Genomic DNA, 26,964 nt, shown 5'->3' on the forward strand with positions numbered 1-26,964 from the left:
GTAGGCAAACGTGCCGCCGTCTCTATTTCTGTTTTTGGTTTCGGAGGCTTTGTGGTGTTGAGGTCTAGGCCCTTATCTCCACATTTGCAGGTCTACAAGCTGCCTGTTGCTGCCTTTCTCTCCATAACTCACAGGGCTTCGGGTCTTTTCCTCTTTTTTGGATTGTCGGTGCTGTCGTGGCTTTTCGTTCTGCTGCGCTGTGTGCCGGGTTGCGTTGTGCCCTTTCTGGCTCACCCGTGGGGTTTCTTTCTCGTGAAGTTGCTGCTGTTCTCCTGCTGCGTGACCCTTTGTTATCACTACTTCAACGGGGTGCGCCACTTGCTGTGGGATTGTGGCGTCGGTCTCAGCAAGGCGGTCGTCACGGTTAGCAACATTTTTGTTCTATTGCTCACGGCTGCGTTCTCGGTCGTCGCGTTCTTTCTTGTCTGGTTGTAGTGTTGACGCTTATGGGCGGAAGGTCCGTATATTTTTGGTGGATGCAAAGGATAGCGGGGGTAGTCATGCTGCCTGTGCCGTTTTTGTTTGTATTTCTCTACCGCTCTTCCGATTTCGATGTGCCTGCTTATGCCGCGGACTACGGCTTTTGCACAAGCTTGTTGTGCATTACGCTTCTTGTTGCTGCGTTTTACCACGGGGTTTTGGGTGTGCAGGTAGTTCTGGAGGATTACGTCCACTCTGAAGTTCTGCGCGCCCTCGTGATTACATTTTTTAAGCTTTTTTCCCTGGTAACTGTGTGTGCAGTGGCCTTGGCGATGTTTTTTGTACATGGATGATGGGCTGGTAGCGGCGCGTCTGTTGGCATATCACCCCTCCTCCCGGGTATGGGGTGGGGTTGTTGTGTTGGGGTGTATGTCCCTGTTGTGAAGTTTATTAATTTTTAGAGAATTTTCTCTAGAATGTTCCCCTTGCGTGTAGGGTTATTGAAGCGAGGAGTATGTCCGGAGAGCTTAGAGATTTATGGAAATCGGCGGCACGGGGTGCCGGTGATATTGGGACGAGTATTAGAGAGTCCAGTGTACCAAGGAACGTTTGGAATGCGCTGAAGGTCACTTTTGCTCTTAATGTTAAAAACATTGCCAGGTTGGATCCCCAAGGGGATGGCGAGCAGCAGAAGGTGCGCGTTCCCATGCTCATGTCGCAGCTTGTAGATCGCAGCCAGCCATGTGAATTCCTACCCGCTTCGTGCTTTAGCGGGAAAAGAAGCGGAATGAGAATCGAAAATGGGCAGCTCATAGTTAGGGGTAAGGCGTTCCCGCTAGAACCAATAAAATCAGAGGGTCTGGGGCTGGATAGAGCGGTCACTACAGACGGCAAACTTCTTTACGCGATCAACACCAATCATCAGAAAGAGGCATTGCTAGCCTTGGGTTTAGATTTGGAGCAGTACAAAAACAAAAGGCTGGTAGTAGCTTGTGATGGGGATACATTGGTTCCCACCACTGTGAGTGATGCGGAAGCAAGGGTCATGCGGGCTATTTACAACGCTGAGGTGACGGCTGAGACCAAGCGCATTGTGAACGAAAAAACTGGTGCGACCTCATGGCTTCTTACTATAGCAATGGCTGTACCTTTTAACACGTGCGCGGCTGTACTGAATTTTGCTTGTATGATTCCGCAGGGGGCTTTTGACGTTTGTGCGCGCCTCCTGGGCGCGGGTGCTGCTAGTATGGAGCGCGAGGCGCGGCACCGCGTTGTAGCCAAGCAGAAGGGCACTGTTACGGGCTTGGGTTCGCCCGCGGGGTTTATAATGTCGGGGTTCGCTTTGAGATGTATGCAGAGCATAGCACTACTGGGTGAGGGCATGATTGGGAGTGTAAGAAAGGTTTCTGTGAGTGCTGCGAAAGCCGTTCCGATCGTTGCTAACTCGGCATATAACCTTGACGCTTCCCAACTGCGGGTTAGTAAGCATCTTCTCATTGATTCCGGAGATGCGGCACTCAATTGCTTCATAAGTAGCGTTAAGGATATGGGGGAAGGATTGGGCTTTTACCTAGACGTTAAAGGGGAGAAGTCCCAAAGCGCATCGGCCCATGGTGGGGCTCCTGAGGCAAGTGCAAATATTGGTGATGGTGGTCGAGGTGATGTCCATCAACAGGATAATTTGCCCGGTATGAAGGGTAAAGGGCGGCAGGGTGTAGCTGCGCACGGAGCAAATGACGATGGCCATATTGTTCTGAATACAGAGGACATGCTGAAAGTTGTAGGTGCAGGCGCAGATCTCATGAGTAGTGGAACTACCGTTAGCTATGGCACAAGTACGGAGCTGCGAGACAACTTCATATCTGCTAGGAGCCGTGGTTCCGGTGCTGCTAGATAGTGTGTTTGCGGAGCATTTGCAACATAATTTGTGGTTAGATGGCAAGGTACAAGTTCGGCGCCTGCCAGGCACGCCCCAGCTGTGAAACTATCCGCTGCAGATCTCATGAGCTAGGTGTGTTAGCATCCGGGAACAGTTCGTAATTGTGAAACACGGGATTGTATCCACACCCGATTTTGGGTGCGGCACGCATCGTGTTTGTCAAATAGCCTATAGCTGATTCCACGCTCTCCTCTATCGACAGACCGCACGCAACGAAGCTCGCTATGGCGGACGACAGAGTGCATCCAGTGCCGTGAGCCCTCCCAGGAATTCTGGCGTTTTTAAAACAGAGAACGCCGCTTTCCGTGAGTAGGATATCCTCTACGTATTCTTCTGCGTCTGAGTGTCCGCCCTTCACCAAGACGCCGCTAACTCCCAAAGATTTGATAATCTCTCCAGCTCTGATTACATCCTGCTTCGTGCGTATCGTCACCCCGGACATGTGCTCGGCTTCCGGGATGTTGGGCGTTAGTAAAGATACCTTCTTCAAAAGCGCGCCGGAGCACTTCATAAACTCCGTGGCCCCGACTAACTCAAACCCAGATGTTGCGACCATAACCGGGTCAAGCACCACGGGTGTATCGCCTGGGATCACATTTGCCACAGTTTCCATAAGACGAGGAGGTAGCATGCCTATTTTGATCGAGTCTATTTTTATGTCTGATAATACAGCCATAACCTGCTTCTCAACGGCCTCCGGAGCCAGATTCCAGGTTCCGTAAACTCCCGTGGTATTTTGCGCGGTTACGGATGTTATGCAAGTGGCAGCGTAACACCCCAGCATAGTGATGGTCTTTATATCCGCCTGTATTCCTGCTCCTCCTCCAGAATCGGAACCAGCTATGCTCAGCACCTTCCCTCTATACAGGACCACCCCTCCTAATTACCGACCTAACAAACGGAATGGTAACACCCCTAGCATTGGTTGGCAATTCAGTATCTATTAGGTTTACCACGTCACTAAGTTTTTTGAATGACCGCTCAACATTATTTAGTATGTAATTCACAGTGCGAATATCTGTGTGCATCTGCCGATCAGTAAATAATTTTACCAGCATTATTCGCAGCAGCTCCTCATCTGGATCAGCGAGACTTGCACTCATAGCAGATACTATACGAGATTCTAGGTCCTTTAATTGGTAATTGAGCATGTGTGGTGGCAGTGAAGATGTCATCAAAAGGGGCTTTCCAGCTTCGCGTGCAAAGTTATAGCAGTGCAATATCCACGGTTCATCCCTTAGGTTGTCTATGTCTTCGATGATAACAGCACTGCTCTCTTTTATGGTGCCTATCGCTTCACCTATAACCTGGCCGTGGCATATAAAGCTTGCCTTTCTGAGTTTTTGCCACATATGTGCCAGGTGAGTTTTTCCCGAACCAGATTTTCCGTAGAGCACGAAACAACCCCAACTATCGGTGTTCATTAACAGGTTGTAAGTGTGCCTATTGTGGTCCAGAAGTACGTAGTCAGAACATTGGTACGAGTGCACTTCCTGTGTGTCGAACAGCTTTAGTTGCCTGTACATTCACTTACCAAGGTAGAAATTGCTGTGTTTGTACTTCTCCACAGCAAAATGCGTCAAGACGCTCACAATTGCGGTTACCGGAATGGACACTAACGCCCCCAACAGGCCGGCATGTGCACTGAAAACCACCATTCCAATTACCACCCATCCGGGGCTAAGGTCTAATCTTTTGCTAAGTAGGATTGGAGTGATTATGTTTGATTCCACCACATTTCCAACCACAAATATCAGTACTACAGCCGCAGCGCCGGTCCAACTGAACCCCTGAAGTAGAGCCAGACAAGTGCAGAGTGTGGTACACAGAATTGGTCCTATATACGGTATAAACGTCATAATGCCAGATATGACGCCGAGCACCAAGGAGTATTCCAGCTCCACTACTGCAAAGCATATGCAGTAGTAGATTAACATGATAAGGCACACAATGGTCTGGCCCCTTATGTATGCGGACACTATGCCGTCGATCTTTGACATACAATTTGAGAAACCTTCAAGGTAGTGCCTGGGAACCATAAGAAGGACGTTTTTTACCACGAGCGGCCAACTTCCAAGAATATAAAACAGCAGCAGTAGGGTTATAAAAATCTTTGCTGCTATAGACCCGATCCCGACGCCGGATTGTATCACTCTAACGGCTACCTTGATGAAATTTTTGTACAGGCCGTCAAACAGCTTGATAAACTCCGCATTGTTACCGCTGAAGAGGTTATTGGGGGACAATGCTTCGGAATTCATCGCGCCAATGACCCCATCGTAACGCAACATATCATAAGCCAGTAGAGCGTTTTTTATGCCCTCGATGCCCGCGAAGGGCAACTTGTCAACAAGTAGCTTGGCTAGTTCTAGAGTTTGGGAATATGCTATTGGCGCTAAAAATACCAAAAGAGCCGCAAACACACCGACAAAAGAGAATATTATCGCGAAAGATGAGACAGGCCTAGGGAGACCTATGGACTCCAGCCTATTTACAAGGGGGTTCAGCAAATACGCCAGCACAGCTGCAACGCAGCATAACGGTAGCACGGGTCGCATGACAAACACCAGGACAGCAGCGCAACCTGCCCCCAGCAGGCAGTTCAAGTACTTCACCCCTTCACCCTTAGCAACTTTGTGGGACAGTACGGGCAGCAACCCGCAGGCATTGTATAATATTAGTGCGCTCGGTTCAATAATTATGAGCACGTGATCCTAGCCGGGCTTTGGCGCAGGTATTCCCAACAACATATGTTGGCGGCGGACGTGTTCTTGGCTAACCGCAAAATAAAAGCATATACCGTACGGACTGTGCAGGGAACACGCAGCGGCCTACCAGTGGCCGATAAATTCCGCGCATGCACCAGACTAAATGTGTGGCACCACCGCTTGTTTGCCAGTTCTACCTAATGTAGCTAACCCCGATTTCAAGACTAGCCCAGCACAGCCACTGCAAATGTTCTTCACGGGGTTGAAGGTATGACCAGTACAGCGTGGCCTGTGTTGGAGCGGGATGAGGGGATTATAGGCGTCACTCATCCCTTTCCGCACTCCAAGCCATCTGTATTGCTTCTAAAATCTTTTCATTGCACCCGTTGGTGTCATCGTCAAACTCCGGCAGGCCAACTACCATAGATTTTAACTCGGTAAATCTGAGGGCAAAGATGTCCTGGTCTGGGTAGGCATTTTCCAACGAGCGAGCTATATCTTCCACATCAATCCACTTCACGGATTTCACCCTCACAAACGCATATTTGTAGGATATTATCGTAACCGGCGCCACAGTCCAAGACAAACTATCTATACTGTTGTGTTTAGGTTTCAGTGGTGTTGTTGGTAAAAACTCATCGACCAGGTGTGTTTTGGCCCATGGGCACGCGGGTAATTGTCATTCAATACGGGCGCTACGATGGCCATTTAGGCGGCTCATGGTTGGATACGAAATTGGTTGACACACTTGCTTAAAATGATCATACTTCCTCCCCGTATGGCGTTAATTCGCCTCGCGGAGCTGTGGGAGCATTCCTATTCTCCCTTCGGTTATTTTTGTGCAGGTTATATTGTGGCGGTTGTAGAGAGAAAATACAGGGCGAGTCGTAGGTTGGGGGTAAACCTCTGGGGGAGGTCTAAGGACCCCGTCGCTACCAGGAATTATCCTCCGGGCCAACATGGGAGCATGGGGTATAAGAAGCTCTCAAGTTTTGGTAGGCAGTTCGCGGCGCATCAGAAGTTTAAGTGCTACTACGCGATGTCTAGTAAGCAGCTAAGGAATACGTTCCTCAGGGCCTACAACAGGAAGGGTGATACCGGTGATAATCTGGTTGGCGCTTTGGAATCTCGCCTAGCGGTGGTTGTGTACAGCGCGGGTTTTGTGCCCACTATATTCTCTGCAAGGCAGTTGGTCTCCCACAAGCATGTGACTGTGAACGGCAAAGTGGTGAATATACCCAGTTTTTTAGTGAAGCCTGGTGATGTTGTGCAAATAAGAGAGCGAGCAACAGAGCTTCCTATGGTGCTTGCTGCTATACAGTCGCAGGAGAGACGTGTTCCTGATCACCTAGAGGTTGACACTGCGCAGCGCTCTGCACGCTATATCAGGGTGCCCAAGCATTGCGAGGTTCCTTATCCTTCCAACATGGAAGTGAATTTGGTCGTTGAGTTCTATTCCGGATAGTGGTTGCCCCTTTTGTCCATGTGGCGGAATGGTAGACGCTGCGGACTTAAAATCCGCTGACCTTGCGGTCGTGGGAGTTCAAGTCTCCCCATGGGCACCACCACACGTTGTACTCACTGGTGCTGTTGTGCTTGCGGATGGCGGCCGTGTTGGCTGCCAGAGAGGAGCTAGCCGGGTGAGCTGACCGGCCCGTGCGGGTAAGCGTATGTTCTTTGTTGTAAGGTGGTCTCCCCACTGTTTGGGATATGGCTCTCATAGTTGAGAAGTTGGTTCCATATCACACATTTCACATATAAATCCGGTGACCGTATACTTCTGCTCCGGCTTGTGGTCCCCGTACATCTGCGATTTTTTGTACTCGCTACCCAAAAAGCCCGATCCGCACGGCGCTCGTTATAGCTCCAACGTTGAACCGTGGCGCGGCTACTCGGGTAAGAGCTAATCTTGTGCGCGACTGTAGAGAAACAATAGCTCCTGTTTATGGTTGGGGACCACAGAGATTTCTAGCACGGTACCGTCTTGCAAGGTCAGAGCGTCATGATACGGCTCCGCTAACTTACCAAAGAGCTCATACTGTTGCTTTTTTAGTAGCTCAAAAGACCCGTCATCGACAAACTCCTTTTCGTGTATCTTGTGTATAATCTCTGAGTAGGTCACACCACCTCTCATCCATGATTGGTCCAGTTGCCAGAATTTACTAAAGTGGCTATTGAAGAACAGCAGTCTTCCGTCGCTACCATAGAGAGCCGCTGCACACGGCAAGCTGTCAAGAAGGCTCTTTTGTGCTTTTGAGTGGCCTTTTACTTCTTGTGTGAGCTGCCAGCTTTGTGTGATGTCCTGTCCGTATCCAACAGAGCCCCCATCCGAGGTTTTCACTTCTGTTAGTAAATAGAGTCTTCTCTCGTTGTCGACAATCATGAATGCCTTTTCCTGAAATTCGGTCTCGCTACCCACAACCTTGGAACTGAGCTGTTTAACCAGCGTATCACCCTGGTTGTTTTGTACCAACTTCAAATAAAAAGGATTGTGCATCTCCACTTCGGCGTTTTTGTTTCTCTTCCACACCGGGTAGGGTAGCGTGTCGATTACGCTGCTACAGTTGCTAAGTTCCCGCGCTAGCTTTGTGTTTTTGCGATTGAGGCTCGCAATTAGTGACCTTCCTCCAGTGACATTCTGAATCCACAGCAACACACCGACTATCTTATCCTGATCGTCAACTATGCTTTGGCCGTAGCACGAGCAATAGATTTCTGCATCCTTCCCCTTTAGGTCCATAGTGAAAGACTTGTTGATCTTGCGAGCTTCGGTAAAGTTTTTCCTCAGCTGGTCGGACTCTTCAAAGAAGTTTGCTAGTTCGTTGAAAGAACAGAACACGCTGTTCAGCAGCATCTGCAGGTTGGGGGAAAAGCGTTCTACGCGTTTTTTCTCGTCCCAAAGGTAAAATCCGTCTCCAAGAGACAGTAGCAGACTTGTTAGTAAGTTGTTATTATGCCGAAAGTCGCTTATGCTTAAACTAGCATAAAAACAAAAAACTGCCAGTATTGCTAGGACAAAGACCAATACATAGGCGGCAGCATACGTAAACATTAACTAACTTTCTCTTATACTCCTCCACCGAGCACTAGTCTACCTTTCCCAGCTATGCCTCATGCCATGAGCGAAGCATATAGCGACAAATTTCCAGTCATCCTGAACCCCAATCTGCGGTACAGATCTACGGATTGCCTGACACACTGGGCCACGGCGTACCTGCACCTGTATAACTCCCTGGCCATTTCTAATCTCTGTAGTACCATATCACTAGCTATGCCCATATTTCTATACTCCGGTAGCACCCCGTCGCTATATAGGCCCACTACCTGATTACGGACGTACATTCCACACAGCCCCACAGTAGCACCGTGTAACTTGGCAAGGAAGAACCTGAGGTTCGAGGGCTGATGCCTAACCATCCCCTTCAACAGTATTGCCAGATCGTTCATATTGCAATAGAAAATTTTCGATGCCATACAATCGAGTTCAGTTAGCGCAGAATCCGTGCTGACAGCTTCTAGCACAAGATTTGAACCGTGATTCCTGGTATGGGCATGCATCTGTATCTTCATAAATGCCTTCTTCACCACGGTTGGTGTGGTGAACCCTAATTTATCTACCGTCCTGCCGAACTCCTTAGTATGGGAGTCCACAACCCACGTTGTATCGATTTTTTCTTTTTCCAGATAATCCAGGACATTCCTGGCAGATTGCTCGCACTCCTCATATGTTCCATCTGTGGAGAATACGTAGTTGAAAGAAGAGTTTGGGTGACCATTTATTGTTAGTATCAAATTACCTACTTTGCGGACCATTCCCCCTGACATGCTAATCGCATACGACATATACTCCCTTAGGTTATCTGCGGCTAAAGAAGAAAAATGCATGTTTGGGTTCACCTCACCTTTACCTGAATAGCGACCCGGCTACATAAAGCTTGCGTTCACCATTGCGAGACACACAATAGATGCCGGTATGGCGGCGACTATGTCATCAAGCATAACGCCCAGCGCTCCTCCCACTCGGGCATCTACTATGCACACTGGCCACGGCTTTGCCACGTCGAAAATTCTGAAGCACACAAGCCCGGAACACAGGAAGATTGTCTGATGTAGCGCATCACTAGGCAAGTGTACGCCAAAAACGCCGCGCTGTGTGAGTATGCAGGGTATCGTGAGCACAAGCGTCTGCCCACAGACCTCATCAACAACAACCTCAGCTGGGTCATGCCTTTCCGGATTATCCTCAAGGTAGCGAGCTACGGCCCACAAGCCCAGGGCGAATGTTACAACCACTAGAAGGGCCCCGCAAGCTGCACTGGAAACTACCAAGGGAAAGAACACGAGGGCTGATGCGCTTCCCGCAGTGCCCGGAGCCACAGGCGACCTGCCACACACCCACCACGTGGAAACGCCCTGCGCGAATGCAGACAAGAAAGAACTACGCGGCACGCCAGCGTGGCAAACACACACAACAAGGGTGGAGACGAAACGCCAATGGCCACCGGCGGGGAGACGACATTACCCAAGCCACCACTGGTTCACCGAATGGCGTTCACATGTATGGCCACTGCCAGCCCTAACACAGGGGCTCTTAATCCTGCGCTCTCCCTTAGAAAACAGACCACCGCACCCCTGCAACCCGAATGCAGCGACAAGAAGAAGAAGCACCACCCTAGAAAATCTCATAAAAACCACCACAAAAACCCACCGAGAGGCGAGAGACCCCGCACACCGGGCCACGCGCCATACAAGCCAAAAACAAGCGGTCCGCATTATAAACCAATAAACCTTGCAGTCAAGTCTGCAGTGACGACGATCTTGCTATTGACATACAGTTAGTATGGTAGTATCAAGAACCGCTGAAGCGGTGTAGTGCGATGTCTGTGGTAGCTTGCGTTCCGCTGCTTTAGGGTTCCGTAGCTCAGCGGTAGAGCACCTGACTCTTAATCAGTGTGTCGCGTGTTCGAATCACGCCGGAACCACTCAGCGCTTTTTGCTGGAGCATCCTGTGTCAGAGTTTTTAGGGGGGTGGTGCTGGGACTTGGTAGTTGGGTTGCCGCTGCGGCTATGCCTTTAACGATAGCAGCTCAGTGCGGCAAACCCGGGCTGCTCGTGCGGATATGGCGGAATTGGTAGACGCGCTAGGTTTAGGTCCTAGTGGGCCCGGCCCGTGGGGGGTTCAAGTCCCTCTATCCGCACCCTGTGTGCTCCCTTAATTGTGGTGGAGTGTTTTATGCAGCGGTTCTACGTTGTAAAAGAAATCTTGAGTGATAAGCTGAAGCGTGTGTACGAGTTTACCATCGGTAACGAGTACCTGGAGCAGAAGGTGGATGGCAGGCTGCGCGAAGTTGCGGCAAATGTCAGAATGGATGGGTTCAGGAAGGGCAAAGTTTCGCTGGATCTCGTGCGGCGCAGTTGTGGTGAAGATGTCATAAGGGAGGTGCTGTCCGAGGTTGTTGACGACGCTTCGTCGCAGTTCATGAAGGAAAGCGGATTTGGAGACGTTGTAACCTCAGAGGTTAGGGTTACCTCTCACCCCAAGGTGTGCTCCACAGAGGGAAAAGGCGGGGATCTGGTGTACGAACTGCAGTTTGAGCTCATGCCAGAGATTCCCTCAATCAATCCCGAAGAGATTGCACTCAAAGAAATGGAAGCGGAAGTTGGGCAGGAAGACGTTGATAAGTTTATTGGCGAACTCAGAACCCGGTACCCTAGCTTTGTTGCGTCAGATAGTCCGAAACGACGTGCGTCCGCTGGAGACAAGGTTGTAATTGACTATCACAGTTCGTTCAAGGGCAAGGCACTAAGAGGCGGAAGCGCCAAGGGCTTTGTGGCGGTGCTCGGTGGGAGCCATCTACCCAAGGAGTTTGAAGACGAGATCACCGGGATGAAGGTTGGAGATACAAAGGAGTTTAAGCTTGGGTTTCCGAGCGATTACAGTATGAGGCTCTTCGCGGGCAAGGAGGTTGAGATGTCAGTGAAGCTTGTGGGTATCATGGTGCCGCAGGATATTGGTGATCGCGAGGAGTTGGCAAAAAGCTGCGGGTTTGGTTGTGCTGATGATATGGTCAACTTTGCCACAGAAAGCCTGAAAGGCCGTTTTGCTTTCATGAGTGACGCTCTAATGCGTAAGGAGTTGTTTGATCATATGGAGGCGATTTACCAAGGCCAGGTTCCGGAGTCCGTGGTGTCTCAAGAATCTACTAGGATTAGGCGTGAGTTGGATCCGAGCAAGCTTGAGGCTATGGGAGAAGATGGCGTCCTGAAGGAGGCGGAACGGCGAGTGAGGCTTGGTATGCTACTGATGAAGGTCTCTCAAGATAACAATATCGCTGTAGAAGCGCAAGATATCTCGGCGTTTGTTCGGTCTAACTATCTGAACTATGGGGCCAGCTTAGATGCTGTGCTAAAACTCTTAAGGTCGAATCAGGGGGTTAGAGATCACATAAGGGGGAGGGTGCTTGAGGACAAGGTGGTCAGATATATGGTTGCCAAGGCTAAGAAAGAAAGGCAGAATGTGCCCGCCGGAGATCTGAAGTCGCTTTTCGAGAGTATCTAGGTTTCGCAATTTGGGAGCTGTTGGTCCTGGTGCTGTGTAGGGGTTTGAGAGAGGAATAATTATGAACTTAGTACCGATGGTGGTTGAGCAGACCAGCAGGGGAGAGCGCGCGTATGATATATACTCCAGGTTGCTGAAGGAGCGGATAATATTCATAACCGGCACTGTGGAAGACAATATGGCCAGTCTCATCGTGGCGCAGCTCGTATTCCTTGAGGCCGAAAATCCCGAGAAGGACATATCTCTATACATAAACTCTCCCGGAGGAGTGGTCACCGCTGGTCTATCCATATACGACACTATGCAGTACATAAAGCCTAAGGTGTCTACACTGTGCTTGGGTCAGGCAGCATCTATGGGTGCGCTGCTGTTGGCAGGTGGGGAGCCTGGTATGCGATATGCGCTTCCGAATTCCAGGATAATGGTGCACCAGCCCTCGGGCGGCTTCCGTGGCCAAGCTACTGACATAGAAATACATGCCAGGGAGATATTGGAGATCAAGCGCAGGCTGAACGAAATATACGTAAAGCACACTGGGAAGTCTCTTGAGGAAATAGAGAGCAGCATGGAGCGAGATAACTTCATGGTTGCGGAGAAGGCTAAGGATTTTGGCATAGTTGACAAGGTGATAGACAAGCGAGGAGGGGAGCAGATATAGGAAAGATGGATGTCAGAGGCTAGAAAAGGCACCTATAGCTGCTCGTTTTGTGGAAAGCTTCACAGCGAGGTGAGGAAGCTCATAGCTGGGCCCAGGGTTTACATATGTAACGAGTGTGTGGAGCTCTGTAGTGGCATATTGCAGGAGGAAGGCAGGCCTGCGAAGCAAGGCGGTTTTGACCTCAAGCCTCCAGAAATAAAGCAGGTGTTGGATGAGTATGTCATAGGGCAGGAGCACTCCAAAAAGGTGCTATCGGTTGCCGTCTACAACCACTACAAGCGTTTGCGGAATTCTGGAGTTATCAGCGAGGTTGAGATATCAAAATCCAACGTATTGCTTATAGGCCCAACCGGTTCCGGAAAGACCCTACTCGCGCGTACCCTAGCAAGGGTGCTACAAGTGCCGTTTGCCATGGCAGATGCCACAACGTTGACTGAAGCCGGGTATGTTGGTGAGGATGTAGAAAATATTCTATTGAAGCTACTGCAGGCTGCTAACTTTAACGTGGAGGCCGCACAGCGGGGTATTATATACATTGACGAGGTCGATAAAATCTCAAGAAAGTCAGAGAATGCCTCAATAACCCGCGATGTCTCTGGAGAGGGGGTTCAGCAGGCTTTGTTAAAGGTGATCGAGGGCACTGTCTCTTCTGTCCCACCTCAGGGTGGTAGAAAGCATCCTCACCAGGAATTTATACAGATAAACACCGACAATATCCTATTCATTTTCGGCGGAGCGTTTGACGGCCTTGAGAAGATTATTGAAGCGAGAAATCGTGGCAGCTGCATGGGGTTTGAGGCGAATGTTCAAAAAATAGCTGACAAACGCAAGGACATTTTGTGCTATACTGAACCTGAGGACCTCGTAAAGTTTGGGCTGATACCGGAGTTTGTTGGAAGAATACCGGTTGTCACCTCCCTAGGCAGGCTGGACGAGGAGATGCTCTACCGCATATTAGTGGAACCAAAAAACTCTTTGGTCAAGCAGTATACCAAGCTGTTTGAGATGGATAACCTTGAGCTAAAGTTTGACAATGCGGCCCTTCTGGCTGTTGCAAAGAAGGCCGTTGCTCGGAACACTGGAGCCAGGGGGCTACGAGCCATTATGGAGTCCTTATTACTCGATTTTATGTTTAACCCCTTAGGCTGCGAAGACGGCAAAGTTGTCGTCGATGCCGCCATGGTTGAGGGCGTTATGATGAACAGAAACTGTTTTGAAAGTGGCTAGGTAAGGTGGGGGTTCTTTATGGAAGAAAGTAAGGTTTTGTCGCTGCCTGTTTTGATGCTGCGGGACACCGTGGTTTTCCCCAGAATCGTTATGCCCCTTTCTGTGGGTCGGGGTAAGTCTGTCAGCGCCTTAGAACACGCTGCTAAGAACGATAGCTGCTGTAAAATTCTACTCCTAACGCAGGTGGACGGTTCTGTCGACAATCCTAGTAATGATGATCTATACAAGGTTGGTACTGTTGCGGATGTGGTGCAGCTGCTTAGGCTTCCTGATGGGGTATTAAAGGTTCTGATTAAGGGCGAGAATAGAGCAAAGGTTCTGAATTTTATAGATGGCGATGATTTTCTAAGTGCGGAGGTGGAAGTCATTGAGGATAATGAGAGCGTAGCTGTAGACAGCAAAATAGAAGCACTGAGGCGGTCAGTGCTCAAAGAATTCGATATATGGCACAAACTCAGCAAAAAGACCCAGTCCGAGGTCGTTGCCTCCACATATGAAATCAAAAAATTGGGTCACCTGTCTGACGTTGTGGCGTCTCACCTCGCCATTAGTGTTGAAGATAAGCAGAAGGTAATAGAGGAGTTCTGCGTAGTAAAACGCCTCGACATGGTTTTCGGCCTCATAAAGCTGGAAATTAGTGTACTTAATGCACAAAAGAAGATTGATGATAGAGTCAGGTCACAGGTTGAGTCTACCCACAAAGTGTACTACCTAAACGAGCAGCTAAAAGCGATACAGCGCGAACTGGAAGAAAGCGATGGTGCCTGTTGTGATAGTGATTCTGCAAGTGAATTCGAGAGGAAGATAAACGCTACGCCGCTTTCTGAGGAGGCCAAAGAGCGCGCTCTGAGCGACCTGAAGCGCTACAAGAAGATGAACTTGATGTCACCTGAGGCTAACATCATTTCCAGCTATCTCAAGTGGCTGCTCGATCTCCCTTGGGGTAAGTTCAAGAACACCAGGATAGACATGGAGAATTCGCTGAAAATTCTCAATGGAAACCACTATGGTATGGACAAGGTGAAGGAGCGGGTTTTAGAGTTTCTGGCTGTCCTTAAAAGAGTAAAAAAGCCTAAGGGCCCGATAATATGCTTTGTTGGGCCTCCAGGTGTGGGAAAAACTTCACTCGCGAAGTCTATAGCAGAGGCTACTGGGCGCGAGTTTGTCCGCGTATCCCTTGGCGGTATACACGACGAATCCGAGATACGTGGGCACCGCAGGACGTATGTCGGAGCAATGCCTGGCAAGATCATCAAGCAGCTGAAGCAGGCAAAAACGTGCAATCCTTTGTTTTTGTTGGATGAGATTGACAAAGTAGGTTCCGATTATAGGGGGGATCCAACTGCAGCGCTGCTTGAGGTTTTGGATCCGGATCACAACAAACATTTCGTAGATAACTATCTGGAGGTTGAGTTCGACCTTTCTAATGTGATGTTTGTTGCAACTGCTAACAGCCTGAATATGCAGAAGCCATTGTTGGATCGCATGGAGGCGATCCAACTTTCTGGCTACACAGAGGAAGAGAAGCTGCACATAGCCAAGTCACACCTGATTCCTAACCTTCGCAAGGAGCACGGTTTGCGCGAAAAAGAATGGGAAATCTCTGACGGGGCGATCTACGATCTTATGAGGTTTTATACCAGAGAAAGTGGGGTCAGAAACCTAAAGCGGGAGCTGGCTTCCCTTATGAGAAAGGGGATGAGGGAGATTTTGACCGACAAAACCAAGACCGTGACAAGCCTGTCTATAACCTCAGACAATATTAGCAAGTACGCAGGGGTGCGTAAGTACGATTTTGGCATAATAGAGAAAAACAGCCTGGTTGGTGTAGTTACAGGTCTTGCGTACACCGATACCGGTGGGGACTTGCTTACTATAGAGTCTGTAACCATGCCTGGTAAGGGGGGCGTGAAATATACCGGCAAGCTGGGTGAAGTTATGCAGGAGTCTGTAAAAGCGGCTTATAGTTACGTCCGGTCTAGGTGTGTAGGATTTGGCATCAAGTCTAGGGATTTTCAAGTTAATGACATACACATACACGTTCCCGAAGGGGCTACACCCAAAGATGGGCCATCTGCTGGCATTGCGATGTGTACCTCTATAGTCTCGCTCATGACTGGTATTCCCGTGAAAAATACTGTGGCCATGACCGGCGAGGTTACGCTTAGGGGTAGGGTATTGCCAATAGGTGGTTTAAAAGAAAAGTTGCTTGCTGCGCTGCGCGGAGGGATTACAACTGCCATTATTCCTAGCCAGAACAAGAAGGACATTATCGAGCTTCCGGAGAGCGTCACTCAGTGTATGGAGATAGTGTTAGTGTCTAGCGTTGATGAGGTAATCCAGGGCGCTCTCCTGGGTAAGATTGTGCCCTTGAGCGAGGACGAAGTGTTCGTGGATAAAGTTTCTAGCGTTGGTGAAGGAGGGGATTGTACTCTATTCAACTAGGGAGTGGTGTGCGCCACAGGTAGGGCATATAGCCGGTATGGCGCGCGATGCTGTTGATGCTGACGCATGAGTGACATTTGGTGTCTTGGCCGTCGTGGGGCTGGGGCCCGCGCGCAGCTTGTGTCTGGGTGCAGTAAATATGGTGTTGGTTGTCCCGGGTTGATGCTTGCTGCAAATCGTAAGCCGTTGTGTTGGCTTTGGTTGGCGAGCGCCAGTGCACGGGCCTTTGTGCATTGGTTTAGTGGTTAGTGGCGTTCGTAGCGCAAGCCTAGATAGTGCCTTTGTGCGCGCGGTCCTAAGTTCGTTGACCGGTGTTTTGGTCCTACTGGAGCAGTGGAATACCCATTGTAATTTGTGTGCAGTGTCGTACAATGGGCTAGTGATGGGGCTGTAGCTCAGGGGTTAGAGCAGCTCGCTCATAACGAGTTGGCCGCAGGTTCAAATCCTGCCGGCCCCACGCCCTCACAAACATTGCTCGCTTTTGTTGTGGGTACATCTTCTTCTATTGGGCTGTGGTCCGGGGTTGCGTGTCTTGTCTTAGTTGCGGAGGTGTTGTGAAAGTAATTTTCATGGGATCTTCGGAGTTTTCTGTGCCGACTCTTGAATTTCTTATAAGTTCTCAACACGAAGTCTTAGCTGTTTATACTAAAGCTCCAAAACCCGCGGGTAGAGGGCATGTGTTGACGAAAACACCGGTGCACACCTGCGCAGATGAGCATAACATTCCTGTTAGGTCTCCCGCGTCGCTTGGCTCTGATAGCGAACGAGGCATAATTGAAAAGTACGTGCCTGATGCAATAGTTGTGGCCTCCTACGGGATGATCCTACCGCGGTGGATGCTTGAAGTTCCCCGCTTTGGGTGCATAAACGTCCATCCTTCCCTGCTGCCCAGGTGGAGAGGTGCAGCGCCAATGCAGCACGCAATATTGTCCGGAGACGCGGTGACTGGGGTTACCATAATGCAGTTAAATGAGCGATTGGATGCCGGAAATATCTTCTTGCAGGAAAGCACGCCCATAGGTGGCCGGGAGAATATCGTCACGCTGAGCGAAAGGCTATCAACCATGGGTGGTAGAATGCTCCTTGAAGTGTTAGATAATCTAGATACCATTCAGCCCATCAGCCAGGATGATGCCGAGGCTACCTACGCCGCGAAGCCCTCAGAATTCTGCGTGAATTTCAACGATGCTGCAGATTATATATGTCGGCAGGTTAGGGCATTTTACCCGAGGATGTTTTTCTTTTTAGATAGCAAGCGAATCAAACTCCTGGAAGCCGATAGCTACGAACTCGCTGGAGCGCAGATCGGTGATGTAGTAAACGATGAGTTGCATATACAATGTGGAAATAACACTGTTCTAGCGCCAAAGATTGTGCAACCGGAATCAAAAAAGCCATGTGACATACGCAGCTTCCTACGAGGGTTTCGTGGCTGTGTGTCCAACATGTTGCAGCGGTAACTCAGTGTATTGGCCTGTGCGGCACCTTTTTCGATGGCCATACTACACGGAGGGCGTAGTTCTTAACCATGCGTAAGTTAAGTGGGTATGAGTCATAAGGGGCTAGGAAATTGACAATTTTGCCTTTCTGAAATAGCATGGGCCATTAACGAGTGTTATATCCGTGGCTATGGGTTACGTTATTGCGGCATTTTACCGCTTTGTCCACCTGCACAATTACTATGACATGAAGCCTGTGATTTCAGAGTTTTGCTTGTCACACGGCATAAAGGGAACTGTAATCCTAGCCGAACAGGGCATCAATGCAACCATAGCAGGAAGCCGCCGATCTATAGAGGAATTTTTCTCTTTTTTAGACTCAGATGACCGGCTGCATGGCATGAAATATCATGAGAGCTGTTCCGATAGAGAGCCATTTGCCAAGATGAAAGTGCGGCTGAAGAGTGAGGTGGTGCGCCTGGGTATTGATGGGTTTGACTGTTCAGTTAGAGGGGAATACATCGACCCTTGTGATTGGGATGAGTTTGTGTCCTCGCCCGATGTACACATGATTGACACCAGAAACAACTACGAGGTCAGATTCGGTAGGTTCAAAGGTGCGATAGACCCGGATACTTCTTCGTTCAGAGAATTTCCCGAATGGGCAAGGAGCTGGGCACTAGATAAGAAAAAAGACATTAGCGTCGCCATGTACTGCACTGGGGGCATAAGATGCGAGAAGTCTACTGCCTTTATGCGGAGTTTGGGCTTCCAGAACGTTTATCACCTTAGAGGTGGTATATTGAATTACCTTAAAACTGTGCGCGGTGATAGCAACCTATGGGAGGGAGAGTGCTTTGTTTTCGATGATAGAATAGCCGTCGATCGCAACATAGTGCCCAGTGAGGATATAAAATGTGTCAAGTGTGCGGGTAAGGTAGATGCCGGCGACATCCGCTCTGTCTCAAAGGGGAACATCATGTGTGGGGGCTGCAAATGCGAGGTGGGTTGTGGTTGTGCCGCTCTGTAGTGTGTGGGCTAAGTAGCGAAGTTCCTGCCGGTCTTGCAGCGGTTGTTTGCACACCCTCCATCTGGCCATACGCCAGGGTTTTCTTGCTGTACGTGCAGATGCAGTATCTGCTCTTGCTGGCGTTTGGGGTTTGTGTTACCCTGGGTAAGTACTCTCTCACTCTGCTATGCGTAGTAAGGCTGCTTTAGATTTGCATCTTGTCTCTGATTCCACGTGTGAAACCGTGGTTGCCGTGGCGAGGTCTGCTGTGGAACACTTCAAGTCTTTGGAAGTCAACGAGTTTGTATGGTCACTAATTGGCAGCAAGCGCCAGGTGGATAGGGTTATGCTAAATATCAACCCCGAAAGGTATAACCTAATAATGTATACCATGGTTGATGATAATTTGAGAAAGTACTTAAAAGAAAAAGCGATAGCGCAGGGCGTTCGCTGTATACCGGTTCTTGCGCATGTTATAAGAGAGATTTCCTGCTACCTTCAGGTTACGAAGGACCCAAACGCGCATCCGCACAAGCTTGGTGATGAGTATTTTAACCGCATCGATGCAATAAACTACACAATTTCCCACGATGATGGCCAAAATTTATGGGATATAGACCAGGCTGATATAATCATAGTAGGCGTGTCTAGAACTTCCAAATCTCCCACTAGTATATACCTTGCATATCGTGGATATAGGGTTGTAAACATTCCTTTGGTATGTTCCGTTCAATTGCCAGTAGACCCGGCCATGATTGCGGACAAGCTCGTTGTTGGACTAACCATTGACGCTGACAGGTTAATACAAATTCGCCGGAATAGGCTGATCTCGATGAAGCACCAGGAAAATTGTAACTATGTGAGCTACGAGCAAGTTGTTGAGGAGATTAATGAGATGAAGAAAATATGTGCGAAGAACAGGTGGCCCACAATAGATGTGACCCAAAAATCTGTTGAAGAAATTGCGGCTACAATCATACAGTTTTTTAATAAGAAGAATAACCAAATTGGGGAAGCGATCTACTAGCCGTGCGCGTGATGACTATACGGTTGTTGTGAACAGGGAGAAAGCATAAATCCCCCGGCTAGCTTCGGGTGGTGCGCCTGTAATCTTATATAGCGACATCCACCGAGGGTAATGGACAAAATCTCAGGCAAACCTTTATCGGTGTAAAAATGCATCTGATGTGTGGAAACAGCATGGCTAGCTGCGCGGTTGCGGAAGCCGTGCGTGATACCCACTTGAGTAGTAAGGAGGACGTTTACGCGGTGAATGCGGAATATGCTGACGGCGTTTACGCAGATTATTACTTTAATGGGCATGAGGAAATAAAACTCATATACAAATGCTCCGGGCCCACTGACTGTGATACCTTGGCCCGCTCCCACAGGTACGTGGTAAATCATGCGCTAGGCACGACAAAGTGCAAGGATATGAAAGACGCACTGCTTGATTGTATTGTACTGGCCAGAATGCTAGCTAGCGCGATCATGTCTGGCAACTCACTTGCGGATTGGGACTTGTATGACATCAATGGTGAGTACTTTACTAGGATTGCAAGCGGGTTTGATCGGCAAGACATTGTGCATGGGTTTGATGGGATGGAGAACATAGGTTTGTATCTTATTGTACCTGACGATACCTGGTTTGAGCGTGCCATGCGCTGTGGCGTGAAAACCATACAACTGAGGGCAAAAGGATTACCAATGCGCGAGGTTGGTAGAATGATCCAGCGCTGTGTCCAGCTATCAAAAGACAACGGAGTGCAGCTGATTGTGAACGACCGTTGGGACCTTGCCATAGAATATGGGGCACACGGCGTACACCTAGGCCAGGAAGATATTCAAACTGCAGACCTAGAAAGTATTATAAAATCCGAGATGAAGTTAGGCTTAAGCACGCATTGTTATCATGAACTTGCACGCGCATGCTTTTTTCGCCCTTCCTACATAGCCCTTGGGCCAGTATTTCATACTACTTCAAAAGATATGAGGTTTAAACCTCAGGGGTTACAACTACTCAGGCAGTGGGTGCAATGTTCAGGGCTTCCTGTGGTAGGTATTGGTGGTATAGATGCGTCCAATATAGGTTCTGTTGTGGGTCTTGGCGTATCAGGTGTGGCTGTGATTTCAGCTGTTACCGGAGCTGAAGATCCGGAAGCTGCTGTGCTGGGCCTTCAGCGGGCCTTCGGGGACCAATAGGGCGTACACCTAGGCCAGGAAGATATTCAAACTGCAGACCTAGAAAGTATTATAAAATCCGAGATGAAGTTAGGCTTAAGCACGCATTGTTATCATGAACTTGCACGCGCATGCTTTTTTCGCCCTTCCTACATAGCCCTTGGGCCAGTATTTCATACTACTTCAAAAGATATGAGGTTTAAACCTCAGGGGTTACAACTACTCAGGCAGTGGGTGCAATGTTCAGGGCTTCCTGTGGTAGGTATTGGTGGTATAGATGCGTCCAATATAGGTTCTGTTGTGGGTCTTGGCGTATCAGGTGTGGCTGTGATTTCAGCTGTTACCGGAGCTGAAGATCCGGAAGCTGCTGTGCTGGGCCTTCAGCGGGCCTTCGGGGACCAATAGGGCGTACACCTAGGCCAGGAAGATATTCAAACTGCAGACCTAGAAAGTATTATAAAATCCGAGATGAAGTTAGGCTTAAGCACGCATTGTTATCATGAACTTGCACGCGCATGCTTTTTTCGCCCTTCCTACATAGCCCTTGGGCCAGTATTTCATACTACTTCAAAAGATATGAGGTTTAAACCTCAGGGGTTACAACTACTCAGGCAGTGGGTGCAATGTTCAGGGCTTCCTGTTAGGCCTCTTCCGAGCCATCCAACGGTATGCTTATGCCAATCAACGATATTATGTTCCCGCTCTTTTTTAGAATTTTGAATGAGAATCCGTGCAACTGAAAGTCCTCGTTCTCTTCCGGTATTCGCTCTACTTCATGTAAGATGAGACCGGCCAGTGTGGATGCCTCTTCGGGTAAATTCCAACCCAATTCTCTGTTGACGTCCCTAATCGGTGCCTCGCCGCTGATGTAGTACTCACTATTGCTAATGGCTGTTATGAAACTCTCAGGTACGACATCGTGCTCGTCAGAGATATCTCCCACTATCTCCTCCACAATATCCTCTAACGTTACAGCTCCCTGTAAGGTACCATACTCATCAACAACTAGGGCCAGGTGCCTGCGCTTCTTGCGGAAATTGTGCAGCTGAACACTAAGAGATGTTGTATCGGGTATAAACCAAGGCTTGGTCATTATTCTGCAAATGTCCTCCTTAGTGACGTTGTTGCTTTTCTCTCGCACCAAATCTGTTACATCCCTAACATGCACAACACCAACTATTGACTCTTCACTCTTCTGCCACATTGGGATCCTGCTATGGCTACTTTGTAGAATTTGCTTGACCAGAACGTCTACGTCTTCATCTATATTTAGTGCGAACAAATTCTTTCTGTGAGTCATCACCTGTGATATCTCAGTTTCCGCAAGGTCTAACACGCTGCTCAGCATGTCTAGGTCCTGCTTTAACATGGTGCCACTGCTTCCGTGCATTAATATCAAGCTTCGCATAGCCTCTGCCGCCGAAACTATTTCTCTTTGTCCTTGTACTCCAAGCACGCCCAGTGTGTAATTGACAATACGCGTGATGAGCGAACACAATGGCGAAAGGACGAACGAACAACAGGCTACGAGTCTGGCGGTACGTAGGGATATCTTCTCAGGGTTGTGAATAGCGTACGTTTTTGGGAGAACCTCTGCAAACAGCAGAATTAGTAGGGTGACAGTGACCGTGGATACCACAATTCCCTCTGGGCCCAGAAACCCCAGGAACATAGCGGTTGCGACCGAGGATGAGGATATGTTGACTATTGTATTACCCACAAGCATGGCGCTGATAACCATCTCCTTCTGCTTGCTAAGCGATTCCACGATTTTCGCTCTTTTGTCCCCACTGAGGACCAATCTATGTATGGCGGAGGCACTTACGGAAGTCAGCGCGGTTTCTGCAGCAGAGAAAAAGGCGGAAACCAAAAGCAAAAAAATAAAGACAAGAAACACTACAGGGAACAAAACCCATTCCGGGCCGACTATACACAATAACCGTACATCCTTCAAGATGAATTTTTCTCTGTGGTTTTCAAGTAGTCTTGGAAAACCCCGGATGAGAAGGCATATTTACGGTTTTTTATTGTTTATGATTCTTGTATAATGGCCAACTGTTGTTGGATTCATGGCGTAGTGGAGAGGTTCGTTAATGCACCCAGTAGCCTACCTTGTTGATACATTACTGAGTATATATAATGTGGCGCTCATTACTTGGGTGCTGCTGGGGTGGTTGATCGCTATGGGCATTGTTAACAGGTACAATGAGTTCGTATATAGGGTGTTTTCTGCACTTTCCAGAGTACTAAACCCCGCGGTCTCTGTACTCCGGAGGTATATACCTAGTATCTCCGGTTTTGACTTTTCTCCTCTGATTCTCCTGGTGGCCATAAGCTTTTTCAGGTACGCCCTGCGCTACTATTTTGGATAGGTAATACATGCTGAAGGATTGTATTGCGACTTGGTGCAGGTTTGCTGTTCATTCCCTAGCGGCCGTATTTATTACCCTGTCTGTGCTTACGTACGATCCATCTGATGCGTCACTGAACACGGTTGGTATGTTAAGTGATAGCGCCGTCCAAAATTTGATGGGTGTTCCAGGTGCATACGTAGGGGATATTGTGGTGCAGTTGTTTGGGCTCTCCGGAGCTTTGTGCGGGATGCTTGGCCTTTTTAGATCAAAACGTGCACCCTCCATGGTACGAAAAATACACATGCCGTGTGTCCTGAGTGTTGCCGCCGGGGTGGGTGGTATACTATCGAAGCTATCTCTCAGCGTGACGAGTAAATTCTACCATGGGGGTTTCATAGGGTCCAGGCTCACATCACTGCCCACTTCCGTGCTGGTTGGGTTGATTGTTGTGGGGATAGTTGGCTCTGTCGGTTGGGGGCCTATTGTTGCCCTGTATGATTTCTTTGCGAAGTTTAAATCTCGGATAAGTGGGCTCAACGTTGGTGATTGCAGCGATGACTTATTAGTGATGGAAGGGATGCCCCATTCGGTTGAGTATCCGGCGCTGTTGCCTACGTTGCCGTCATTCGTGCCTGAACTTACTACGTCTCCGCAGCGGGTTCCGCGCGCCGCCGTAGAACAGCAACCGCGGCCCTCACTGCAGACGCGCGCCGATACTGAGGATAACACCACGCGGGCTCGTACCACTATTCCGAAGCAGCCAAAAAAGAGGGCAGAGAAAAAAGAGCCTGTGGTGTTTGTTCTGCCGAAGGTGAAGTTACTGACGGAGCGTGTGCCGTCATCCGAGGTGAACTACAACAACACGCCTGATCTTCACGATGAGACTGACGCACTATATTCGGTGCTAAAAGATTTTGGTGTATACGGTAAAATAATTGATGTGCGCCATGGGCCGGTGGTAACCCTGTACGAGTTTGAACCTTCTGCTGGAACTAAATCCTCCAGGGTGATAGGGTTATCAGACGATATTGCACGTTCTATGAGCGCGCTATCTACCAGAATTTCAGTGATTCCTGGCAGGAATGTTTTGGGTATAGAAATTCCCAATCAGCGCAGAGAAATCGTGATGTTGCGCGGCCTCATAGAAAGCAAGGATTACGCTGATCCCGACTTAAAGCTTCCAATAATTCTCGGTAAAGGCATAGACGGGGAACCGGTGGTTGCCGACTTGACCAAAATGCCGCACCTACTGATTGCTGGGACTACTGGTTCCGGTAAATCTGTGGGCATCAATACCATGATTTTATCACTATTGTATCGGCTCACCCCCGAGCAGTGTAGGATGATCATGATTGATCCAAAAGTATTGGAGCTGTCTATATACGACAACATTCCTCATCTACTTACCCCTGTGGTTACTGAGCCCAAAAAGGCGGTGGCCGTATTAAAATGGGTGGTGTCAGAAATGGAAGAGCGCTATAGGCTCATGTCCGCGGTCGGCGTGCGGAATGTTACCGGCTACAATGCGAGAATCAAAGAGGCAATAAACAGCGGGGCCGTGCTTGAAAGGGTATTGCAGACGGGGTTCGACGCGGATACTGGGGAACCGGTGTTTGAGAGGACGCCTATAGAGAAAGTACAATTTCCTTACATAGTTGTCGTGGTGGATGAAATGGCCGATCTCATGATTGTGTCCGGTAAGGAGATTGAGTCATCCATACAGAGATTGTCTCAGATGGCCCGCGCTGCCGGAATACATATAATAATGGCTACGCAGAGACCTTCAGTTGATGTTATCACAGGTGTTATAAAGGCAAATTTCCCTACCAGAGTTAGCTTTTCGGTGACTTCCAAAATAGACAGCAGGACAATTCTCGGGGAGCAGGGTGCGGAGCAGCTACTTGGCATGGGTGACATGCTGTATATGGTCTCTGGGGGGAGAATAAGACGGGTTCATGGCGCATTTGTTAGCGACAATGAAGTGCAGGACGTCGTAAATCACTTAAAGATGCAGGGAAGGCCAGATTACATAGAGGGTATTGCTAAAGTTCTCGAGTGTGAAGAAAAAGATGGGGAAGATTTCCGATGTTATGATGACAGCCTATACGAAAAAGCTGTGAAAATAGTTCTCCGAGATAGAAAAACGTCTATAAGCTATGTACAGAGGCAGCTAAGAATAGGGTATAACAGGGCAGCAAATCTTGTTGAGCGCATGGAGAGAGAAGGGGTAATAACCTCGGGGCAGCTCGGCAAGCGGGAGATCGTGGAATGATCTGCAGCTAGCGATGCTATCTCCAGTAGGTGCAAGCCGTAGTGCAACAAGTCATGCCCCAACGTATCCACAAAGAATGGGGATATACCTCAGCGTGCAGGGTGTCCACACGGGGAATGTTGCCCAGACATATTCCGCACTCCTTCCGTTGGTGCTGTAATAGAGCTACGCATAAACCATATGCCAGCATCTCCGCAAGGAGGGAGGAGTAAAATTGAGTTCCAGCGCAAAAACAGGAAAAGCACTTGCACATCGTATCGCAGTAGCAAACAGAGCTCATGCGATATCTGGGGTACTGCTGAATATAGGCAAGCTACTATGTGCAGTAGCAGTAATATGTGCAATTGCAAATCCAGCAGGCATGGCTGTGGGGGCTGTAGCTGCTGTTGCTATATCAGCAGTTGCTGCAGTAGCATATTTAGCAGTAACTGGATTATCTATAAGGGATTTATATAGATCTTGTGAGCAAGTTATACAAGTAAAGGAAGAAGGATTAGTTACTGTACAATCATTACAACCTGTTCTTACTCCTATAACTCCTATAGCTGGAAAAATAAATTATGGGAAAATTGCTAGTGCTGCTGAGGGTACAGCTGGTGCTGGTAAGATTGCCGATGCTGGTGTCAAGGTTGCTAAGGATAGTGTCAGGGTCGCTAAGGATACTGCCAAGGCCGGTGTCAAGGTTGCTGGTGTTCTCAGTGGTCAGGGTGGTGAGATTCTGGGACTGGTAACAGGTGCTGCTGGTGGTCTGGTCCTGGGTTCTGTGGCTGGGAATGTTGCTCAGGCTGCTGCTCAGACTCTAGAGGCTCAGGCTGCTGCTGCTGAGGCTGCTAGGGCCGCTGCGCTAGAGGTTTTTAAGGAGGTTGCTAAGGCTGCGGCTGCTGCTAAGGGTGGTCAGGTTAGTGTCAGGGTTACTCATGAGGTTGCTCAGGGTAGTGTTGGTGGTGGTTGGTTGGCCGGGTTGATTGAGGCTCTGGGCGGTGCTGGTGAGGTGGCTAGTGTGACTGGGGCTCTAGGTCCTCAGGGTGCTGAGATTCTGGGACTGCTAACAGGTGCTGCTGGTGGGGCTATCGTTGGTACGGCTGTAAGCTTGCTGGTGGGGGCTGTAGTCGCTGCGGGAGCAGTAATTGCTGGTGGTGTTCTACTCTTTGCTGGGACCGTTGCTGTGATTACTTGTGCCTGTTGTTGCTGTAGGAGTACTGTTGAGATTGGGCCCAGTAAGGTCGTAGCTCAGGTTGCTACCAATTCTGGTGTTGCCAAGGTCATGGTTGAGGTAGATCCCAGTGCCATAAAGGATGCTGCTAAGAATGCTAAGATTCCTGTGATATCCATGAAGGAGATTGTTGTAGCAGGGAGTAAGAAGGATAATACAGAATATGATGTCATAGAAAACTATAAACCACAGCAGGTTAGTAAAATAAAGTGGCTTAATGCTCCACCTGTTGGTGGCCCAACTATGAAACTAGTCATGGCTGTGGTTTGTGTTGCTGTTGCTGTGACTAGTGTAAGTACTGGTGCTGCTGCTCCTGTAATTGCTATAGCTGTAGTCTCTTGTGCGTTCTATGCCAGTGCTGCAGCTGCTGCCTATGTGTGTAGACGTAAAGCTGGTGCAATCAAGGATGCTGTTAAGGCTGGTCAGCTCGCTTATGCACCTGCTGAGATTGGTGAGATTGCTCCAGATGTTGAACCTGAACAGAGTACTTCTAAGCCACCAAAACAGGAAAAGTGTCAGGGTACCACTGAACATAGGTAA

23 protein-coding genes, 4 tRNA genes and 2 pseudogenes are annotated in these 26,964 nt (G+C 49.0%); 21 read left to right on the forward strand and 8 right to left on the reverse strand.

Annotation, left to right across the window (positions count from 1 at the left end):
• Positions 1-51 precede the first annotated feature (51 nt).
• From sdhC to AOV_RS00915, 3 genes are all read left to right on the forward strand, one after another.
• Positions 52-435: a succinate dehydrogenase, cytochrome b556 subunit gene (gene sdhC / locus AOV_RS00905; RefSeq protein WP_075138761.1), complete on the forward strand. Its 384-nt coding sequence runs from the start codon at positions 52-54 to the stop codon at positions 433-435.
• A gap of 11 nt (positions 436-446) precedes the next feature.
• Entirely contained in the window at positions 447-773 is a 327-nt protein-coding gene (sdhD, locus tag AOV_RS00910; RefSeq protein ID WP_075139443.1) for a succinate dehydrogenase, hydrophobic membrane anchor protein, read from the forward strand.
• Positions 774-934: 161 nt separating this feature from the next.
• Positions 935-2,317, forward strand: coding sequence for a hypothetical protein (locus AOV_RS00915; protein WP_075138762.1), 1,383 nt, complete (start codon positions 935-937; stop codon positions 2,315-2,317).
• Positions 2,318-2,420: 103 nt separating this feature from the next.
• Here the strand turns inward: AOV_RS00915 and thiD are convergent, their stop codons facing one another.
• From thiD to iscX, 4 genes are all read right to left on the reverse strand, one after another.
• Positions 2,421-3,212, reverse strand: coding sequence for a bifunctional hydroxymethylpyrimidine kinase/phosphomethylpyrimidine kinase (thiD, locus tag AOV_RS00920; RefSeq protein WP_075139444.1), 792 nt, complete (start codon positions 3,210-3,212; stop codon positions 2,421-2,423).
• A 7-nt stretch (positions 3,213-3,219) separates the two neighbouring features.
• On the reverse strand, positions 3,220-3,885 hold the full coding sequence (locus tag AOV_RS00925) for an HdaA/DnaA family protein (protein WP_075138763.1): 666 nt from the start codon (positions 3,883-3,885) through the stop codon (positions 3,220-3,222).
• Positions 3,886-5,067: an AI-2E family transporter gene (locus tag AOV_RS00930; RefSeq protein WP_233497187.1), complete on the reverse strand. Its 1,182-nt coding sequence runs from the start codon at positions 5,065-5,067 to the stop codon at positions 3,886-3,888.
• Between the two features lie 322 nt (positions 5,068-5,389).
• On the reverse strand, positions 5,390-5,587 hold the full coding sequence (gene iscX, locus AOV_RS00935) for a Fe-S cluster assembly protein IscX (RefSeq protein WP_075139446.1): 198 nt from the start codon (positions 5,585-5,587) through the stop codon (positions 5,390-5,392).
• 330 nt (positions 5,588-5,917) lie between these two features.
• Between iscX and rpsD the strand changes: the two genes are divergently transcribed.
• Both rpsD and AOV_RS00945 read left to right on the forward strand, forming a co-directional pair.
• A complete protein-coding gene (gene rpsD, locus AOV_RS00940) occupies positions 5,918-6,532 on the forward strand; it encodes a 30S ribosomal protein S4 (RefSeq protein WP_117374507.1) in 615 nt (204 codons plus the stop codon).
• A 14-nt stretch (positions 6,533-6,546) separates the two neighbouring features.
• Positions 6,547-6,632: transfer RNA gene (locus AOV_RS00945), tRNA-Leu, on the forward strand.
• 338 nt (positions 6,633-6,970) lie between these two features.
• Here the strand turns inward: AOV_RS00945 and AOV_RS00950 are convergent.
• Genes AOV_RS00950 through AOV_RS00960 form a run of 3 tightly spaced genes read right to left on the reverse strand, consistent with a single transcriptional unit; the run spans position 6,971 to position 9,498 of the window.
• The gene (locus AOV_RS00950) at positions 6,971-8,119 is read right to left on the reverse strand and encodes a hypothetical protein (RefSeq protein ID WP_075138764.1); all 1,149 of its coding nucleotides are present in this window, start codon (positions 8,117-8,119) and stop codon (positions 6,971-6,973) included.
• Between the two features lie 59 nt (positions 8,120-8,178).
• Entirely contained in the window at positions 8,179-8,952 is a 774-nt protein-coding gene (locus AOV_RS00955; protein WP_075139448.1) for a GNAT family N-acetyltransferase, read from the reverse strand.
• Between the two features lie 39 nt (positions 8,953-8,991).
• Positions 8,992-9,498, reverse strand: coding sequence for a phosphatidylglycerophosphatase A family protein (locus AOV_RS00960; RefSeq protein ID WP_233497188.1), 507 nt, complete (start codon positions 9,496-9,498; stop codon positions 8,992-8,994).
• Positions 9,499-9,977: 479 nt separating this feature from the next.
• On the opposite strand from AOV_RS00960, the gene AOV_RS00970 reads away from it, so the two are divergent.
• From AOV_RS00970 to AOV_RS01030, 13 genes and pseudogenes are all read left to right on the forward strand, one after another.
• A tRNA-Lys gene (locus AOV_RS00970) sits at positions 9,978-10,049 on the forward strand.
• A 132-nt stretch (positions 10,050-10,181) separates the two neighbouring features.
• Positions 10,182-10,265 (forward strand) — tRNA-Leu (locus tag AOV_RS00975).
• 35 nt (positions 10,266-10,300) lie between these two features.
• Positions 10,301-11,626 (forward strand): trigger factor, encoded by a 1,326-nt coding sequence (tig, locus tag AOV_RS00980; protein WP_075138767.1) that lies wholly within the window; start codon positions 10,301-10,303, stop codon positions 11,624-11,626.
• A 61-nt stretch (positions 11,627-11,687) separates the two neighbouring features.
• On the forward strand, positions 11,688-12,284 hold the full coding sequence (gene clpP / locus AOV_RS00985; protein ID WP_010267227.1) for an ATP-dependent Clp endopeptidase proteolytic subunit ClpP: 597 nt from the start codon (positions 11,688-11,690) through the stop codon (positions 12,282-12,284).
• A gap of 9 nt (positions 12,285-12,293) precedes the next feature.
• Positions 12,294-13,511, forward strand: coding sequence for an ATP-dependent Clp protease ATP-binding subunit ClpX (gene clpX / locus AOV_RS00990; protein WP_075138768.1), 1,218 nt, complete (start codon positions 12,294-12,296; stop codon positions 13,509-13,511).
• A gap of 18 nt (positions 13,512-13,529) precedes the next feature.
• Entirely contained in the window at positions 13,530-15,956 is a 2,427-nt protein-coding gene (gene lon / locus AOV_RS00995; RefSeq protein WP_075138769.1) for an endopeptidase La, read from the forward strand.
• Positions 15,957-16,340: 384 nt separating this feature from the next.
• Positions 16,341-16,413 (forward strand) — tRNA-Ile (locus AOV_RS01000).
• A gap of 97 nt (positions 16,414-16,510) precedes the next feature.
• Positions 16,511-17,416: a methionyl-tRNA formyltransferase gene (fmt, locus tag AOV_RS01005; protein WP_075138771.1), complete on the forward strand. Its 906-nt coding sequence runs from the start codon at positions 16,511-16,513 to the stop codon at positions 17,414-17,416.
• 169 nt (positions 17,417-17,585) lie between these two features.
• A complete protein-coding gene (gene trhO, locus AOV_RS01010) occupies positions 17,586-18,425 on the forward strand; it encodes an oxygen-dependent tRNA uridine(34) hydroxylase TrhO (RefSeq protein ID WP_075139449.1) in 840 nt (279 codons plus the stop codon).
• Positions 18,426-18,591: 166 nt separating this feature from the next.
• Complete coding sequence (locus tag AOV_RS01015; protein ID WP_075138772.1) at positions 18,592-19,431, forward strand: pyruvate, water dikinase regulatory protein; 840 nt, start codon at positions 18,592-18,594, stop codon at positions 19,429-19,431.
• 173 nt (positions 19,432-19,604) lie between these two features.
• Entirely contained in the window at positions 19,605-20,606 is a 1,002-nt protein-coding gene (gene thiE, locus AOV_RS01020) for a thiamine phosphate synthase (RefSeq protein WP_233497189.1), read from the forward strand.
• Between the two features lie 12 nt (positions 20,607-20,618).
• Positions 20,619-20,990, forward strand: a pseudogene (locus AOV_RS01025) (thiamine phosphate synthase); the annotation flags it as partial.
• A 12-nt stretch (positions 20,991-21,002) separates the two neighbouring features.
• Positions 21,003-21,305: pseudogene (locus AOV_RS01030) on the forward strand (thiamine phosphate synthase); the annotation flags it as partial.
• On the opposite strand, the gene AOV_RS01035 reads toward AOV_RS01030, so the two are convergent.
• Positions 21,226-22,482: an HlyC/CorC family transporter gene (locus AOV_RS01035; RefSeq protein WP_075138775.1), complete on the reverse strand. Its 1,257-nt coding sequence runs from the start codon at positions 22,480-22,482 to the stop codon at positions 21,226-21,228. The pseudogene AOV_RS01030 and the gene AOV_RS01035 overlap by 80 nt on opposite strands.
• Before the next feature lie 196 nt (positions 22,483-22,678).
• Between AOV_RS01035 and AOV_RS01040 the strand changes: the two genes are divergently transcribed.
• The 3 genes from AOV_RS01040 to AOV_RS01050 all read left to right on the forward strand — a co-directional run bounded on the left by AOV_RS01040 (position 22,679) and on the right by AOV_RS01050 (position 26,964).
• Positions 22,679-22,957, forward strand: a complete 279-nt coding sequence (locus AOV_RS01040) for a YggT family protein (protein ID WP_075138776.1) — start codon at positions 22,679-22,681, stop codon at positions 22,955-22,957.
• A gap of 7 nt (positions 22,958-22,964) precedes the next feature.
• Positions 22,965-25,211, forward strand: a complete 2,247-nt coding sequence (locus AOV_RS01045; protein WP_075138777.1) for an FtsK/SpoIIIE family DNA translocase — start codon at positions 22,965-22,967, stop codon at positions 25,209-25,211.
• Between the two features lie 214 nt (positions 25,212-25,425).
• Complete coding sequence (locus AOV_RS01050) at positions 25,426-26,964, forward strand: hypothetical protein (protein WP_117374383.1); 1,539 nt, start codon at positions 25,426-25,428, stop codon at positions 26,962-26,964.

The organism is Anaplasma ovis str. Haibei (assembly GCF_002214625.1).
Taxonomy (GTDB): domain Bacteria; phylum Pseudomonadota; class Alphaproteobacteria; order Rickettsiales; family Anaplasmataceae; genus Anaplasma; species Anaplasma ovis.